The organism is gamma proteobacterium symbiont of Axiagastus rosmarus, assembly GCF_059730925.1.
This window is the reverse complement of sequence record NZ_AP035926.1, coordinates 335,105-351,519: the sequence shown is the minus strand read 5'-3', so window position 1 is coordinate 351,519 and position 16,415 is coordinate 335,105. Positions and strand designations below refer to the sequence as shown.

The 16,415-nt window shown below is 56.9% G+C and carries 15 protein-coding genes; 7 read left to right on the top strand and 8 right to left on the bottom strand.

The window, feature by feature from the left end:
• The first annotated feature begins 117 nt into the window (after nt 1-117).
• The 3 genes from AC6I8F_RS20975 (at nt 118) to AC6I8F_RS20965 (ending at nt 3,378) form a co-directional block, all read left to right on the top strand.
• Nucleotides 118-939, top strand: coding sequence for a TIM barrel protein (locus AC6I8F_RS20975; RefSeq protein WP_498028818.1), 822 nt, complete (start codon nt 118-120; stop codon nt 937-939).
• A gap of 31 nt (nt 940-970) precedes the next feature.
• On the top strand, nt 971-1,981 hold the full coding sequence (gene iolG, locus AC6I8F_RS20970; RefSeq protein ID WP_058770196.1) for a bifunctional inositol 2-dehydrogenase/D-chiro-inositol 1-dehydrogenase: 1,011 nt from the start codon (nt 971-973) through the stop codon (nt 1,979-1,981).
• A gap of 158 nt (nt 1,982-2,139) precedes the next feature.
• A complete protein-coding gene (locus tag AC6I8F_RS20965) occupies nt 2,140-3,378 on the top strand; it encodes an aromatic amino acid transporter (protein ID WP_127834912.1) in 1,239 nt (412 codons plus the stop codon).
• A gap of 205 nt (nt 3,379-3,583) precedes the next feature.
• Here AC6I8F_RS20965 and AC6I8F_RS20960 read toward each other — a convergent pair whose 3' ends face one another.
• Nucleotides 3,584-4,480 (bottom strand): SDR family oxidoreductase, encoded by an 897-nt coding sequence (locus AC6I8F_RS20960; protein ID WP_498028817.1) that lies wholly within the window; start codon nt 4,478-4,480, stop codon nt 3,584-3,586.
• Between the two features lie 99 nt (nt 4,481-4,579).
• On the opposite strand from AC6I8F_RS20960, the gene AC6I8F_RS20955 reads away from it, so the two are divergent.
• The gene (locus tag AC6I8F_RS20955; protein ID WP_498028816.1) at nt 4,580-5,419 is read left to right on the top strand and encodes a helix-turn-helix transcriptional regulator; all 840 of its coding nucleotides are present in this window, start codon (nt 4,580-4,582) and stop codon (nt 5,417-5,419) included.
• A 186-nt stretch (nt 5,420-5,605) separates the two neighbouring features.
• Here AC6I8F_RS20955 and uraH read toward each other — a convergent pair whose 3' ends face one another.
• The 4 genes from uraH to AC6I8F_RS20935 all read right to left on the bottom strand — a co-directional run bounded on the left by uraH (nt 5,606) and on the right by AC6I8F_RS20935 (nt 9,298).
• The gene (uraH, locus tag AC6I8F_RS20950; RefSeq protein WP_104093291.1) at nt 5,606-6,019 is read right to left on the bottom strand and encodes a hydroxyisourate hydrolase; all 414 of its coding nucleotides are present in this window, start codon (nt 6,017-6,019) and stop codon (nt 5,606-5,608) included.
• Nucleotides 6,020-6,148: 129 nt separating this feature from the next.
• A complete protein-coding gene (locus AC6I8F_RS20945; RefSeq protein ID WP_058759145.1) occupies nt 6,149-7,249 on the bottom strand; it encodes an NADH:flavin oxidoreductase/NADH oxidase in 1,101 nt (366 codons plus the stop codon).
• A gap of 360 nt (nt 7,250-7,609) precedes the next feature.
• A complete protein-coding gene (locus AC6I8F_RS20940; protein ID WP_498028815.1) occupies nt 7,610-8,524 on the bottom strand; it encodes an SDR family oxidoreductase in 915 nt (304 codons plus the stop codon).
• Between the two features lie 36 nt (nt 8,525-8,560).
• Nucleotides 8,561-9,298: an SDR family oxidoreductase gene (locus AC6I8F_RS20935; protein ID WP_498028814.1), complete on the bottom strand. Its 738-nt coding sequence runs from the start codon at nt 9,296-9,298 to the stop codon at nt 8,561-8,563.
• Nucleotides 9,299-9,416: 118 nt separating this feature from the next.
• Between AC6I8F_RS20935 and AC6I8F_RS20930 the strand changes: the two genes are divergently transcribed.
• Nucleotides 9,417-10,331, top strand: a complete 915-nt coding sequence (locus tag AC6I8F_RS20930; protein ID WP_058776352.1) for a LysR family transcriptional regulator — start codon at nt 9,417-9,419, stop codon at nt 10,329-10,331.
• A gap of 42 nt (nt 10,332-10,373) precedes the next feature.
• Here the strand turns inward: AC6I8F_RS20930 and AC6I8F_RS20925 are convergent, their stop codons facing one another.
• Nucleotides 10,374-11,105 (bottom strand): N-acyl amino acid synthase FeeM domain-containing protein, encoded by a 732-nt coding sequence (locus AC6I8F_RS20925; RefSeq protein WP_127834908.1) that lies wholly within the window; start codon nt 11,103-11,105, stop codon nt 10,374-10,376.
• Nucleotides 11,106-11,711: 606 nt separating this feature from the next.
• On the opposite strand from AC6I8F_RS20925, the gene AC6I8F_RS20920 reads away from it, so the two are divergent.
• Entirely contained in the window at nt 11,712-13,265 is a 1,554-nt protein-coding gene (locus AC6I8F_RS20920; RefSeq protein WP_498028813.1) for a GGDEF domain-containing protein, read from the top strand.
• Here the strand turns inward: AC6I8F_RS20920 and AC6I8F_RS20915 are convergent.
• Together AC6I8F_RS20915 and AC6I8F_RS20910 are read right to left on the bottom strand one after the other, a co-directional pair.
• Nucleotides 13,262-14,761: a UbiD family decarboxylase gene (locus AC6I8F_RS20915; RefSeq protein ID WP_498028812.1), complete on the bottom strand. Its 1,500-nt coding sequence runs from the start codon at nt 14,759-14,761 to the stop codon at nt 13,262-13,264. The two genes, AC6I8F_RS20920 and AC6I8F_RS20915, sit on opposite strands and share 4 nt — an antisense overlap.
• A gap of 10 nt (nt 14,762-14,771) precedes the next feature.
• A complete protein-coding gene (locus AC6I8F_RS20910; protein WP_104093282.1) occupies nt 14,772-15,365 on the bottom strand; it encodes a UbiX family flavin prenyltransferase in 594 nt (197 codons plus the stop codon).
• A gap of 137 nt (nt 15,366-15,502) precedes the next feature.
• Between AC6I8F_RS20910 and AC6I8F_RS20905 the strand changes: the two genes are divergently transcribed.
• Nucleotides 15,503-16,405 (top strand): LysR family transcriptional regulator, encoded by a 903-nt coding sequence (locus tag AC6I8F_RS20905; RefSeq protein ID WP_238562340.1) that lies wholly within the window; start codon nt 15,503-15,505, stop codon nt 16,403-16,405.
• The last annotated feature ends 10 nt before the right edge of the window (nt 16,406-16,415 follow it).

Below are 16,415 nucleotides of genomic sequence, written 5' to 3'. Positions count from 1 at the left end.
GATGTAAATCACTCAAAGAAGCCGCAGAGCGGGCAAAAAAGATAACTTACTATCAGGGCATGTCAGTACCTTGCAGCAAACAGAACCTTACCCAGTGATTATTATCCAGGAAAGATCATGACCTACAAAATAAGCAGTGACCGATTCTGTGTTAACCGTAAAATTGCCCCTCATCTCAGCATGGCGGAATTCTTCGCGCTGGTGGAACAACTGGGATTAAATAAAGTTGAAATACGCAACGATATGAAAAGCGGCAGCGTGACCGACGGCGCAGGCGGTGAGGAAGTGCGTCGTCTGGCAGCGCAGCATCAGCTTGAGATCGAAACCATCAACGCGGTGTATCCCTTCAATCAGTTAGATGATGCGGTGCTGGAAAAAACGCGCGCGCTGTTAGCCGATGCGCGCGCCACCGGGGCGAAAGCGCTGGTGCTCTGTCCGCTCAATGATGGGACGCCGGTGAGTAATGAGCAAACCGTACAGGCGCTGCAAATCCTGGCGCCGCTGTTTGCCGAATATGGTGTTGCCGGGCTGGTTGAACCGCTCGGTTTTCCGCAGAGCTCACTGCGCTCCGCCGCGCTGGCGCAGCAGCTTATCGCTCAGGCCGGCGTGCCGTTTAACATCGTGCTGGATACCTTCCATCATCACCTGTACGAAGGCGCCGAACATGATTTCGCCGGTGGCGTAGACGTGAATCACATCGGCCTGGTGCATCTCTCTGGCGTAACGGATGCGCGCCCGACTCATCAACTCACCGACGAAGAGCGCATCATGCTGAGCGCGGATGACTTGCTGAAATCCCGCGAGCAGGTGCAGCGCCTGGAAGAGATGGGCTATCGCGGTGTTTATGCTTTCGAGCCGTTTTCTTCGGTGATGGAGAGCTGGAGCGCTGAGGATATTGCGCGCGAAATCCGCAGCAGCATTGATTATCTCAACCACTAACCAATCCGGCATTTTGCTGAAGGAACCTCGCATGACACTCAATATTGGTGTAATCGGCACTGGCGCTATCGGCCGTGAACACATTCGTCGTTGCAGCCAGGTGCTGCAGCATGCGCGCGTGGTCGCGCTTAATGATATCAATCGCAACAACTGTGAGCAGGTGATTAGCGAGCTCGGCTTGCAGGCGGAGATTTACGACAACGCGCACGATTTAATCGCCGCGCCGGAGGTGCAGGCCATTCTGGTTACCTCGTGGGGCCCGACGCATGAAGAGTTTGTGCTGGCAGCCATCAAAGCCGGCAAAGCGGTATTCTGCGAGAAGCCACTGGCAGTGACCGCGCAGGGCTGTATGAATATTGTCGAAGCGGAAATTGCCGCAGGCAAAAAACTGGTGCAGGTGGGTTTTATGCGACCGTACGACAGCGGCTATCGCGCGCTGAAAGCAGTTATCGACGGCGGCACCCTGGGTGAGCCACTGATGCTGCACTGCGCGCACCGCAATCCGGCGGTCGGCGATGCTTACACCACCGATATGGCGATCACCGATACGCTGATCCATGAACTCGACGTGCTGCGCTGGCTGCTGAACGATGATTACGTCAGTGCGCAGGTGATTTACCCCCGCAAGACCCGCCACGCGTCATCGCACCTGAAAGATCCGCAGATTGTGCTGCTGGAAACCGCGAAGGGTATCCGCATTGATGTCGAGATCTTCGTGAACTGTGCCTATGGTTACGACATTCAGTGTGAGGTGGTTGGCGAGAGCGGCATTGCCCGCCTGCCTGAACCAATGTCGGTGCAAACCCGCCACGCGGCGCAGCTCTCCACTGGCATTCTGACCGACTGGAAAAAACGTTTCATCGCTGCCTATGACGTTGAGCTGCAGGATTTCATTAACAACGTGCTGTCAGGCAATATGACTGGCCCGTCGGCGTGGGACGGCTATGCCGCCGCCGTGGCGGCCGATGCCTGTGTTGCGGCACAGAACAACGGTGACATTGTCCCGATTACCATGCCGCCACGTCCGGCTTTTTATCGTTAATCCCGTCACATCGCGGCTGGCGCACCCTAACCGGTGCGCTTTTGTGTGACGTTGTCACCTGTTGACAGCCATCTTCCCGTCAGTCACCGCCCGCGCCTCACATTTGTTACCGATCCCGTGTATCATCGCCGCCTTTATGTTGTGCAAGGAAAAGTGTGATGACGGAGAGCGTAATGGCGCGCCGCCAGCCCTCGGTATGGTGGGGCGCCATGATCATCTGTGGGACGGTAGTGGGCGCCGGTATGTTTACGTTGCCGATCGTGATGGCCGGGGCGTGGTTTGGCTGGGCGCTGCTGCTGCTGGGCATCAGCTGGGGCGCAATGCTGCTCTCCGGGCTGCTGTTTATGCGTGTCAGCCTGCATTATCCGCCAGGCGCGGGCTACGATACGCTGACGCGCGATTTGCTTGGGCGCGGCTGGGCCAGCATCAATGGCCTTAGCATCCTGTTTGTGCTGGGCATTCTCACCTACGCTTATATTTCAGCCAGCGGTCCGGTTTACCAGCACTCGCTGAATCAGCTTGGCGTGCCGCTCTCAACCGCCGGGGCCAAAGTCGCGCTGACGTTGTGTGTCGCCGCCGTGGTGTGGCTCGGCACCACCGGCGTCAGTCGTTTGATGACGTTCTGCGTGCTGGCAAAAATCCTGCTATTGATTTTGTTGTTCGGCGGACTGTTAACCCAGGTTGACGTGCCCTCGCTGTTCGCCGCCGCCGCGCCGGGAGACAGCTACTGGCCTTACGCACTGGGCGTGCTGCCGTTCTGTCTGGCCTCTTTTGGCTATCACGGTAACATCACCGGGCTGGTGAGTTATTATCAGCGCCGCGAGTCGCCGGTGACACGCGCGCTGGTGCTGGGCACGCTGATGTCGCTGGCGCTGTACCTGTTCTGGATTGTCTGCACCATGGGGAATTTGCCGCGCGCCGCGTTTCCTGACATCGTGCAGCAGGGTGGAGATATTGCCGCGCTGATGGCCGCGCTGCGCGATCATCTGCACGTGCGCGCGTTGTCGCTGATGATGTCGGTGTTCTCTCATTTTGCGGTGATAGCCTCGTTTCTCGGCGTGACGGCAGGCCTGTTTGATTTCATCGCCGACCGCCTCGGCTGGGGGCATTCCCCGCGCGCGCGGCTGCAAACCGCCTGCCTGACATTTTTGCCGCCGCTGCTCGCTTCGCTGTGGTGGCCACATGGCTTCGTCGCCGCCATCGGTTTTGCCGGCCTGTTTGCCACGCTGTGGGCGGTGATTATTCCGGCGCTGCTGGCGCGGCGTGCGCAACAGCGCTTTGCCGATCGGCCGCGTACGTCACTGGCGATTGGTCTGGTGCTGCTTTTCGGCGCGCTGAATGTGCTGTCATGGACGCTGAGCTGGCTGGGTGTGTTACCGCAATTTGCTGCGGCCTGAGTGGCGAGAGCCATGGGGTTCATAGGTATTCGTAGCGGCGCGATTTATCGCGCGAATCTGGTCACCGCGCCGTTGTAGATTGTGCGATAAATTGCACCGCTTACGGTCACAGCACCAGCTCGTAGTGGCGCGATTTATCGCGCTAATCCATTAGCCGCAGCGTTGTAAATTGCGCAATGAATTGCGCCGCTACCTGGCGCTGGGGCTACGACTGGGTTGAATAATTCACTCTGCTTAAATCAGCGATAAGACCCGGTCCTGTGGGCTGCCAGTTGAGCTGCTGACGCGTCCAGGCTCCGCTGGCACGCAGATCCAGCCTGGCGAAAGCGGCGAACCAGCCGAAATGCTCCGCGGCCTGATCGGGTTTCAGCGAAACGGCAGGAATACCCAGGCCTGTTGCCACGGTTTCAGCAATCAGCCGTGAGGCAATGCTTTCCTCAGCTACCGCATGATACCGTTTGCCGCGTTCGCCTTGCTCAAGCACTTTTACGTACAGCCCGGCGACGTCATCAACGTGTGCCGCGCACCAGGCGTTTTCACCTCCGCCGATATAAGCTGCCGCGCCTTTCTCCCTGGCAAGAGCGATGTAATAGCTGATTAATCCCTGACGTTCGGTGTTGTGAACCTGAGGTAAACGCACCACACGTAGATCGATTCCCGATTCAAGGAGCTTAGTACCTTCCAGCTCCGAGGCGACGCGTGGGTTAGGGTGTGCCGGGTTGAAATTCTGCTCAAAAGCGGGCTGGCCGCTGCCGTCATCACCCATTCCGGTACCAGAAGTGATGAGCAGCGGACGCTGACTGCCCTGCAATACAGAGCCAATCGCGCGAATAACGCGGCGGTCTTTTTCGCAATTTTCGACAAAACGGCTGAAATCATGATCGAAAGCGGTGTGGATCACCGCATCACATTGGTCAATGCCGGCAATCCACGCCTGGGGATCTTCCAGCGTACCGCGCTGGGCTGTGGCGCCCTTATCGTTTAACTGCTGAGCTGCTTCTTCTGAACGTACAAGACCGGTCACCTGATGGCCGCGAGCCAGCAGGGCCGATACAACGCGTGAGCCGATAAAGCCCGTCGCACCCGTTATAAAAATACGCATAGCCTGTCTCCTGAGTGATTTAGTGCGACAGCGTAAGCGCGGATCTTTTACTATTAAAGTAGTGAAGTTATCAGGGTATAAACATTAACAGGGTGATTTATGACGCTGCTTTCTGAAAATCCGCTGGGTGAGTTTTTAAGGGCACGCCGTCTGGCAATTGACCCGGCTTCGTTTGGTTTTTTGCCCGGCCGCCGCCGTACGCCGGGCCTGCGCCGCGAAGAGGTTGCCCAGCTCGCGAATATCAGCCCGACCTGGTACACCTGGCTTGAGCAGGGCCGCGGGGGAGCGCCCTCGCGTGAGGTACTGAACCGCATTGCTGCCGGATTGCGGCTTACGTCTCCCGAACGCGATCATCTGTTTATCCTCGCGTTTGGGCATCCGCCAGAAAACCGGGTAAGTCGGTCCGACAGCATAACCCCACGGCTGCAACGCGTACTGGAAAGCCTGACGATTCCGGCGATTATCAAAACCGCCACCTGGGATGTGGTGGCATGGAATCACCCGGCGACGGTTGTGCTGAAGGATTACGGGCAACTTCCGCCCGCGCGGCGCAATATTCTGCGCCTGCTGTTTACCGATCAGGATGCGCGGGAGATGCAAGACGACTGGGAGGGTGTGGCCCGGCTCATCGTCAACGCCTTTCGGGCGGATGCCGCGCGCCTGGGTGCTTCAAAGGAAATTGATCGACTGGTTGAGGAGCTATCCGCTCAAAGTGCTGACTTCGCCCGCCTGTGGCGTAACAACGATGTGGCCGGGCATGGCGAAGGGTTTAAGGTGCTGCATCATCCGCAAATGGGAACGATTGCCCTGGAGTTCTCGACCTTTTCTGTTGAAGGCAGGCCGGATTTAACGATGATGCTCTTTAATCCGGCAACCGATGAAAGCAGAGCGAAAACAGAGCGCTGGATTTCGCAGAACTCAGCTCAGCGCGTAGTCTGAGTCAGACAGTTTTTAATGCGTCAGCCAGCACGCTATAGCAATCACACCAGCCGAAAAAACAGGCTTACCCTGTAATGGGCAGGAGCAACGGAATAGAGATTCTCCTGCCTGATTCAATCGCTTAACGAGGCAACTGTTCAACAAAACGTACTGGTATAAATATACCGTCCGCAGCGCCTTTTTTGCTTAGTTGCCGCGATAGGTGGAGTAGCCGTACTGGCTGAGCAGCAGTGGAATATGGTAGTGCTGCTCGGCATTATCCAGGTTGAACATCACCGGGATTTCCGGGAAAAAGGTCGGCTGGGCGTTTTTTTTGTAATAGTCACCGGTTTTAAAAATTACGCGGTAGATACCGGTCTGCGCCTTCTGGCCCGCCGGGTAAAGCGCCGGAATACGCCCCTGTTCGTTGGTGGTGCCCTGCGCCAGTTTCACCCACTCGTCACCTTGTTTCTTATCCAGCTCGACCTCAATACCTGCGGTCGGTACACCGGTTTGCAGATTCAGCACATGCACGCTCAGGGGATTTTTCATCTCAGCGGCGAGGCCGCTCACGCTGAAAGCACAGAGCGCGCCGCCCAGTAAATAATGCTGCAATTTCATCTCATCTTCCTTTTGGTTAATTGGCCGGGAAAGCATAAGACGAAAACAGTGCGGTCGCGCACAATGGGCTGAAATCTGTGAAATTTCCCAGAACAGAACCGGCAACCGGGCGGCTGCCGGTCAGGGGAACTACTGGTTGCTGATCAGGGTGCCTTTCAGGCCGTGCGGTTCGGAACGCAGGTACTGAGGCGGCGCTTTGGCCTGCGCGCCCAGTTCGGCGGCGGCGTGCCATGGCCAGCGTGGGTCATACAGCACCGCGCGTGCCAGCGCAATCAAATCGGCATCCTGCTCCTGCAGCGCCTGCTCGGCCTGTTTCGGTTCGGTAATTAGCCCCACGCCAATCACCGGAATCGAGACCTGCTGGCGAATCTCGCGGGCGAACGGCAACTGATAACCAGGGCCCACGCTGATTTGCTGCTGCGGTGCCAGGCCCCCGCTGGAGACGTGAATGTAGGCGCAGCCTGCGGCTTCGAGCTGCTGGCTGAAAACAATCGATTGCTGATTATCCCAGCCGCCCTCGATCCAGTCGGTGGCAGACAGCCGCACGCCAACCGGGATTTCCGCCGGCAGCGCAGCACGCAGCGCCTTAAACACCTCAAGCGGGAAACGCAGACGGTTCTCTAATGAGCCGCCATATTCATCGTCACGCTGGTTGCTGAGCGGCGACAGAAACTGGTGCAGCAAATAGCCGTGCGCAGCATGCAGTTCGACCAGCTGAATGCCGATGCGTACCGCGCGCAGGGCGCTATCAACAAAGGCCTGTTTCAGCTGCGCCAGATCCTGTTTGCTGAGTGCGGCCGGCGGACGCTCATCCTGTGCAAACGGCTGCGCAGACGGCGCGACGGTCTGCCAGCCGCCGTGTTCCTCAGAGAGCTGCGCACCGCCTTGCCATGGCGCAGCACAGGACGCTTTGCGCCCGGCGTGACCCAACTGAATGCCAATCGGCAGGGTAGCGTAGCGCCGCACGTCCTGCAGCACGCTGGCCAGCGCGGCTTCTGTCGCGTCGTCCCATAACCCCAGGTCGCCCGGCGTGATACGGCCAATAGCTTCCACCGCCGTCGCCTCGATAATCAGCAGTCCCGCGCCGGAGAGCGCCAGCTGGCCGAGATGAATGCGGTGCCAGGCCGTTGCCTGACCTTCTTCCGCTGAGTATTGGCACATCGGTGCAATCACAATGCGATTTTCCAGCGACAACTCGCCAAGCTGCGTCGCGCTAAAAAGTAAACTCATGCATACCTCATATCCGCACGTTAATGACTCACTACAGCATAGGAGCTGCAGCCGGATTTGCAGCAATGCCAGATGTAAGCGGCAATGACACACATTAATTACAACATACTATTAGTGATTAAAGTAATGGTGCCGGGTTCGGCTAACGTGCCGTTAAGGCTAACTAGCGCCCTTTATTCAAACCAGGGGCTGAGGCTCAACAGAATGCAAGCTAACGCTAAGGGATGCTGAATTGTTGGTAGGGTGTACAAGCAAGGATATTTTATAGCGCAAAGCCACAGATAAGGATGACAACGGTGTGAATTTCCGGCGCTCCTGTTTGGTAAAGCAACCGGCGAGCGATCCCGCCGGTCACGCCTGTTACCCTTCACATGACGGTGCTTTCGCTGGCGTCAGAAGATCGGACAATCCAACCCGATGTAGCATTTCGGCGCGCAAACGGTCGATGACCGCAAAGCCGATATTCGCGCCGTCTTCGGACGGATCGTTATGGACACGAAATGGACGCGTACCAAACGGCATACCGACAACATCGGTTATCTGTGCTGCAACGCGCGCGGGATCGGCATCCTCCGGCACTATCCCCGCAAAGGCCTTTTGCACAACATCGCCGAATCCGGCATAAGGACCTGCTTCATACTCCGCGACACGCCCGGTGTCGGCAGGACTTCCTGAATGGGCAAAATGGTTCGTCCCTTTGGTAAAGGCTCCCGGCACGATGATTGTCGTCTCAATGCCGAATCGGCTGAGCTCGCGCGCATACTGAACGGCAAGCGTATCCATCGCCGCTTTGGCAGCAAAATAAGGGGCCAGATAGGGCGGTGTGCCGCCGGTCACGCTGGAACTGGAAATCCAGACCAGCAGGCCTTCACGTCGGGAGCGCATATGCGGCAGTATGGCCCGGTTGACGCGCTGCGTTCCCAGTACGTTAACGTCATATTGCTGGGCGAACTGCTCTGGCGTGAAGGCTTCGGCCGGACCGAACATCATGTGGCCAGCATTGTGTACCACCACATCAAGCTTTCCGGCGTCGGATATTACCGTTTCAATGGCAGCATCAACCGATTTATCGCACTGAACATCAAGTTCCAGCGGCCGAAGGTCAATTCCTTCCCGCGTGGAAAGTTCGTTTAACTGGCGGACATTTGCGGCATTACGGCCCGCAATACCCCGCATTGATGCATAAACGGTATGGCCAGCACGAGCCAGCGCTTCGGCAGTCATGCGACCGAAGCCGCTTGACGATCCGGTCACCAGGATAATCTTCTGAGACATAACAGTACTCCTTTGACTCAATCTGCAGTTTGCGGCTCAGACCATTCCGCCATTGGCGCGCAGGATCTGTCCGTTCATCCACCTGCCCTGTGGTCCGGCGAGGAAAGAAACAACACTGGCGATATCCTCAGGCGTGCCGAGGCGTTCCAGCGGATTCATTTTGGACATGCGCGCGATCAGTTCATCGCTTTTCCCGTTGAGGAAGAGGTCGGTCGCAGTCGGACCGGGCGCGACGGCATTGACGGTGATGCTGCGTCCGCGCATCTCTTTGGACATGATGGTTGTCAGTGTTTCGACGGCCGCCTTGGTCGCCGCATAGACGCCATAATTCTCAAGCTTAAGCCCGACAACCGACGTGGAGAAGTTGATGATGCGCCCGCCAGAACGCAGGCGGTTTGCCGCTTCGCGCAGGGTGTTAAACGTCCCCTCAAGATTGATGTCGATCTGCTTGCTAAAACTCTGATCGTCGGCGCTGGCCAGCGGAGACAGCATCATTACGCCGGCATTATTGACGAGCACATCAATACCACCAAACGCAGATTCGGCTAAATCGAACATGCGTTTGACCTGGCTGGCATCAGCAACGTCTGCCTGCGCGGTGATGGCTCTGCCACCGGCGGCTTTGATCTCCTCAACCACGGCGGCGGCAGCCTCTGCGTTGCCGGCATAGTTCACTACGAGGGCAAAGCCGTCCGCAACAAGCTGCCTGGCAATGGCGGCACCAATTCCGCGGGATGCACCGGTTACGATTGCAACTTTCTCTGAAGCAGACATAGATATTCTCCGATTTTCGCGCGGTATCGCGCCTGAACAAGGAGAAATCTAGCACTGTATCTTTTCCGGATAATCAGTCACTATCTGGTATCAGAATCCGATAATAACGAACAATGCTATGGACAGAATTGATACGATGCGCGTTTTCACGCGTGTGGTAGCGCGCCGCAGTTTTACGAGGGCGGCGGAAGACCTCGGCCTGCCACGCTCGACCGTAACGGACGCGATTAAGCATCTTGAATCGCGCCTGGGCATTAAGCTGCTGGAACGCACCACGCGTCACGTCAGCCCGACGCTGGACGGTGAAGCCTATTACAAGCGCTGCGTTTCTATACTGGACGATATCGAGGATGCCGAGGGGGCGTTTGCCGGCGCCCGGCCGAAGGGATTGTTGCGTGTCGATGTTCATGGCACGCTGGCAAGACATTTTGTTCTGCCGCACCTTCCTTGTTTCCTCGAAGCTTATCCTGATATCGAAATCTATCTGAGCGAGGGTGACCGGCTGGTCGATCTGGTGCGTGAGGGAATTGATTGTGTTTTGCGTGTCGGAACGCCGCAGGACAGCGATATGATCGCGCGGTGCGTCGCCACGCTGGAAGAGGTCACGGTCGCTTCGCCCGGTTACGTCTCCCGGTTCGGGCTTCCGTCGGATCCGGATGAACTGCATTCCGGCCACAGGATGATCGGATTCCGCACCACGGGCAGCAGCGGTATCCTGCCGCTGGCCTTCAGGGTGGACGGCAAGCGCATCACCACGACGATCAAAACTTCAATTACCGTTAATGCGGCTGATACCTTTGTATCCGTGGCGCGCATGGGACTCGGCATCATCCAGGTGCCGCGTTATCACGTGGAAGATGATCTGAAGACGGGGGCCCTCGTCGAATTGCTCAAAGCCTTTCCACCTGAACCGTCTCCCGTCTCTGTCCTGTATCCGCGTAACCGACAGCTATCGCCCAGAGTCAGGGTCTTCATCGAATGGCTAAAAGAACTCTTCCTGCAGCACGACGTGGATAGCAATGCCGGCAAGTGATCTGTGTGAAAATCGAAAACGGTGCAGAGGAGTCTGGCGCCGTCACAGATTACACAGATATTGATAGAGCTCCGCGTCCCGCTGATCCGGCGTAAAGCGCGGGCAGCTGTGGCACTGCTGGCTCAGCGTGCGGTAGTGCTGCAGTAAACCAAGTTCACGCAGCATGCGCAGCCAGCCCATCGGGCCATAACACTGCTGCTCATAAATTTTGTCGCGGATACTTTTCACATCCACGCGCAGCAGTGCGGCGTTAAGGTCACTGTAATCCGGGTGCTTTTTCGTGCCGCCGACCTGTTTGAACAGGAAATTGCGCTCGTAAAACGCAGCAACCTTCTCTTTAACCTGAATAAAGATGTCATCCACCTGTTCAATGAAAATGGTGTAGATCATGATTTTCAGGTACAGCATAAACACGATGTTTTCACTGTCTGCCTGATAGCGTACCGACAGCGTGCCAAGCTCTACCACTTTGCGCTTTTCCAGCTGCAGGGCGGCCATCTCTTCACGAAAAAGTTTGCTGCACGGCAGACGGTTATTGTGATTGGCGATGACGCTTAGCGTGCCGAGGATATCCTGGCCTTTGCGGGCGAGAAACAGCGTGCTTTCCGGATTCAGCAGCCCTTCGTTATAGAGAAAAATTGAGCGTTTTTCCTTAACGATTCCACTGCGCCGGTACTGTTCGTTGGTCACCTCCATCCCTTTAAGGAAGTCAATCAATCCGCTTGCCGGTGTAATGCTAATGCGCTGATCGATACCATTAAGTATCCTGCACATTCTGTGGGTTCTTTTTGTCAGTACGCCATCAGAGATAGCGCTGCTAATCACTGATTTCCTTGTTAAATGCACTGTAATCCTCAACCAGTCCACATTAAAGTTTCGCTAATATAATAAATATAATTTAATGATTGAATAAATTTTTGCTGCAAATTTAGATCTTCAGAAAAGCGTGGCGGCAGGGGATAAGGCGCGTTACAGGGGAGAAAATACCGGCGGTAACAACCGGAACGACAGCAGGGTTAATGATTAGCGTGATTTAATATTCGTGGCGGGACCAGCAGCATGGCGCTGGCTGATTTCAACGCCTCGTCGCGACAAAGGATTTAACTGGTCAATAAACGCTCTCAGCGAGGCCGACATATGGGGATTGTTAACGTAATAGAGATTAAGACCTGAAAACACTGCAGACCACTCGCCCAGTACCTGCCTGAGTTCGCCGCGTTCAATCCAGGGTTGGGCGAACTGATCGCTGGCGATTTATGCAGCATTCACCCGTCGTCCAGTGGCCATCGCCACGCCTGACATCATTACCGTCTTTAATCCTGAAAATCCCGTCGCTGATTATGTGCTTAACTTAGCGTTAACACGGCAACAGGGTGAAACATGACGTTTAAAAGGAAAAATGAAGCGGCAATCATTTCAGGTTCCTCGCTGCTGCGCAGTATTTTGCTGTCCGGCGGATTGCTGATATGCGCGATCATTGCGCTCACCCTGTGGACGCTGCGCGAAGACTGGCACGGCGCGGTGCGCCAGACGGAAGAGATGGCGGTCAATCTTTCCCTGTCACAGTCACGTCAGGCGGAAGATACCGTGCTCCAGACCGAACTGGCCCTGCGTGAAGTGCAGCGCGACCTGCAGGCGCAGCCGCTGGAAAAGCTCAACGCCGCCAACCTGAGCCAGATTATGCGCGATCTGCAAAGCCGTCTGCCGCAGCTGCATGGGCTGTTTTACTATGATGAGCAGGGACGCTGGATCGCCACCTCCACGCGCAGCATGCCGGTGGGCACCAACAACTCTGACCGTGAATATTTCCGCTATCACCGCAACAACAGCCGTGACAGTTTGCACATCGGCCCGGTGATCCGCAGCCGCAGCACTGGCGATCTGGTTATTCCGGTTTCCCTGCGCGTCAGCGATGCCGCGCGTGATTTCAAAGGCATCCTGTTAGCCACCATTAAAGTGGATTATTTCCGCCGTTTTTACAGTTACTACGAACTGGGGCCGCGTGACGTGCTGGTACTGATGCTGGCAGACAGCACGGTGCTTTATGCCCGTCCGATGCCCGACAGCTACATCGGCAAGAGTCTTTCCGCCAGCCATCTGTTCCAGCAAATGCTGGTGAAAGCCGATCGCGGCAGCGGCGAGTGGAACGCAGCGCTGGATGGGCAGGTGCGCATCTTCGGCTTCGCCAGCTCAGAACGCTATCCGCTGGTCGTCGCGGCGGGTTATGACAAGCGCAATCTGTATCTGCGCTGGGTGAAAGGGCGACTGCAGGATATTTCCCTGAACGTGGCGCTGCTGGTCGCGATTATCCTGCTGGGACTGTTTGTTATTCGTCAGGCTCGGCATAGCCAGCATTATCAGGAAGCGCTGCTCAAACTTAAAAACGACCTCGCCGATGCCAATCACCATCTGGATCAGCTGGCGTTTTTTGATGGGCTGACCGGTCTGGCTAACCGCAGACAGTTTGACCGCTTTTTGCAGAATGCTTTGCATAATCTGCGGGAAAAATCAGCGCCGGTGTCGCTGATTTTGATGGATATTGACTACTTCAAACACTACAACGATCGCTACGGGCACGTGGCAGGCGATCACTGTTTACGCCAGGTGGCCGACGCGCTCAAACGCCTTAAGCTACGGCAGAGCGACATGGTCGCGCGCTATGGCGGTGAGGAATTCGCCATCATCCTCGCCGGTGCCGATCAGCAGGCGGCGCTGAATATTGCGCGTCAGGCAGTACAGGCGATTGCTGACCTGCATCTGCCTCACGCCGCTTCCGCGCTGCCCGACGCGCAGGTGACGCTCAGCGCGGGCTGTGCCACCACCTGGCATGACGATCAGGCCGGCAACCTGATCGAGCATGCTGATGTGGCGCTCTACCAGGCCAAGCATAGCGGACGCAATCAGGCGCAGGCCTGGCGGGCAGTGAGTGATTAACGGTTAAAACCAGGAATGAAGCGTGAAACATCGACTTCCATAAACTGCGAGCGCTGGAAATTGTGTTTCAGGTCATACGGCACCGTACAGTCAAAAATGGTTTTACAGGTAATGCCATGGGCGCGAATCGAGTTGCTGAAGGACGGATCCTGTGAGGGATCGAGCGGGTGACAGCGCACGCCGGGAATAAAGATGGTATCCGCGTCGCCCTGATAACGCGTGGTCATCGCCCAAATCACGTCATTTAAGTCGAACACATCAACATCTTCATCGACCAGGAACACGTGCTTCAGCTCTGAAAAGGCCGAGAAAGCCAGCAGGGCAGCCTGACGCTGGCGTCCCTCATCATGTGGGCCGCGCTTATTGATTTGCAGCACCGCAACATATTTCCCGGTGCCTGGCGAAGGGCAATGCACATTCTTCACCAGACCGGGTAACGCACGCTCAACCATATCGAGAATGCTGGCTTCGGTCGGGATACCGGCCAGATTGGTGTGCTCGTCGCTCGGTCCGATGCAGGTTTGCAGGATGGGATTTTTGCGGTGCGTCACGGCTTTGACTTTAATCACCGGCACTGCCGCCTGTGCTTCACCGGTATAACCCGGAAATTCCGGCATCGCTTTACCGCTATGGGTATGCTGATCTTCCTGTACGCGATAATCCGGCACCAGTTCACCCTCAATCACGATCTCTGCATGGGCAATGGCGCGGGCATCAACGGCGACACCCTTAACCAGCTCAACCGCCCGACCGCGCAAGCCCCCGGCTATCGCCAGCTCATCAAAACCGAGCGGCGTGGTCGGCGGCTCGAAACAGGCACCAATTTCGATGGCCGGATCGACGCCAATACTGATGGTAATCGGCAACGCTTTGCCCGCCTGCTCAGCCTTGATGCGGAACTGATCAAGATGGCGGCCCGGTACAAAGTACATCGAGATCTCATCTTTGCCCTGCACGCACAAGCGGTGAATAGTGACGTCGTGTTCGCCGGTTTCCGGATCGGCGGCATAACACATCCCCATGGTGAAATAAGGGCCGGCATCTTCAGGCGTGTTGGTTGGCGCGGGCAGCAGGCGGCGGATATCAAAACCGTCATCCGTGGCGAGGTGCACCACTTCCTGACAAACTGCCTGCTGCTGGCTTATTTCCACCGGTGCTATGGCGTTATGTACCGATGAACGCAGCAGATGCGCCAGCTTTTCTTTCGGCACCCCTAACAGGCGCGCCACGCGCTGCCGTGAAGCCAGCAAGCCAATCAGTACGCGAAAGTTGGCGTAACCTTTGATGTGATTAAACACCATCGCCGGTCCGGTCTGTGTGGGACGCATCACGGTGCCGCCCGCGCCAACGTAACGATAGACACCGGACAGTTCCGCTTCGGGATTCACCGGTTCATCGGTCTCAATATACTCACCATCAAATTGCTTCAGCAGTTCGATGGCAGAACGCAGATCGTAAACCTCACTGCTGTGCGAAGAGGGAGATGTGTTTGACATAGGCTGTTCCTTAGTTTGAGAGTGTCAGGTCATCACTGGCGGGATGCAAACCCTGCCAGCGCGTGGCGCCAGCAGTGTCGATACCAAGCTGATCCAGCACGCGACCCACGATATGATTTTCCACATCGGCGATCGTGGCCGGATGGTTGTACCAGGCCGGCACAGGGGGAATCAGGCTGACGCCCATGCGTGACAGCGCCAGCATGTTTTCCAGATGAATGGTGTTGAGCGGGGTTTCGCGCGGTACCAGAATCAGTTTGCGCTGCTCTTTCAGGACGACATCCGCCGCGCGGCCAATCAGCCCTTCCGCATACCCGCTGCGGATACCGGCCAGCGTTTTCATGCTGCAGGGAATAATCACCATCCCGTCGGTGACAAATGAGCCCGAAGAGATAGTCGCGGCCTGGTCACCGGCGGGATGAAACACATCGGCCAGCTGTTTGATGTCGTTGAGAGAACAGTTGGTTTCATGTTCCAGCGTCACTTTTCCCCAGCGTGACAAAATGAGATGCGTTTCGATGTGCGGAATGTCCGCCAGCTGCCGCAGTAATCGCAGCGCGAGTGGGGCACCGGTAGCGCCGGTTACGCCGACAATGATGCGCATAAGGCCTCCTGTGAAAGGCAAAATATTTCCGGCGCGTTCCTGCCGTCGCCGTCCTGCAGGCAAAGATAATGCGCTCGCTAATCAGGGTCTAATTGGTATTATGCTTTCATTAATAACGAATCCTTATCAGGTGTGCCATGGATTACCGTAAGCTGCGTTCTTTTCTGGCACTCGCCGATACGCTGCATTTCGCACGGGCGGCGGCGGCGGTTAACCTGACGCAACCGGCATTGTCTCAGCATATTCAGGCACTGGAGCAGCAGTGGGGCGTGAAGTTATTTGCGCGCGACAAGCGTAAGGTGAGTCTGACGCGCGAAGGCGCATTGCTGCTCGGGGAAGTCCAGCAGACGGTGCAACGTGTGGAGCATCTGCAGGACACGATTAAGCAGGTGGCCGCCGGGCGACGCGGCATGTTACGCATAGGCTATGTGGGCACGTCCATGCTGGAGCCGGCGCTGGTCAAAATTATCCGTGCCTTCAGACGTGATTTTCCCCAGATCGCGCTGCAACCCGTGGAGTACAGCGTCAACCAACAGCTAAGCCTGCTGGAGAGCGGCGATTTGGATATCGGCATCCTGCGCGGGCCACTGCCGGAACGTCGTCAGATTAGCCGGCAAATTCTGCATCAAACCTCGCTGTGTGCGGTGCTGGCCGACGACCATCCGCTGGCGCAGCAGGCCTGCGTCTCGCTCGCTGATTTGCTAGCGGAGCCGCTGATTTTGCAGGAAGATCCGGAAGGCATCGGGCTGGGTGGTGCGGTACTTAATCTCTATGCCGCCGCCAGGCAGATTCCCGCCAGCGTTCTCCGCGCGCGCGATGTGGCCACCGCCGTTGACCTCGCTGCGCTGGGGCTGGGCGTGACCTTCATCCCCCACGCCCCGGAGAGATTTTTGCGGCAGGATGTGGCACTGCTGCCGCTGGCGCAGCAGGATGTCACGACGGCACTCTACCTGTGCTGGAAAACCGGCGCGGCTAACCCGGAGATACGGCGCTTTGCCGGGTACGCGCAGTCACACTATGGTGAGGAACCCGCTGCGTAATCAGCCGGGC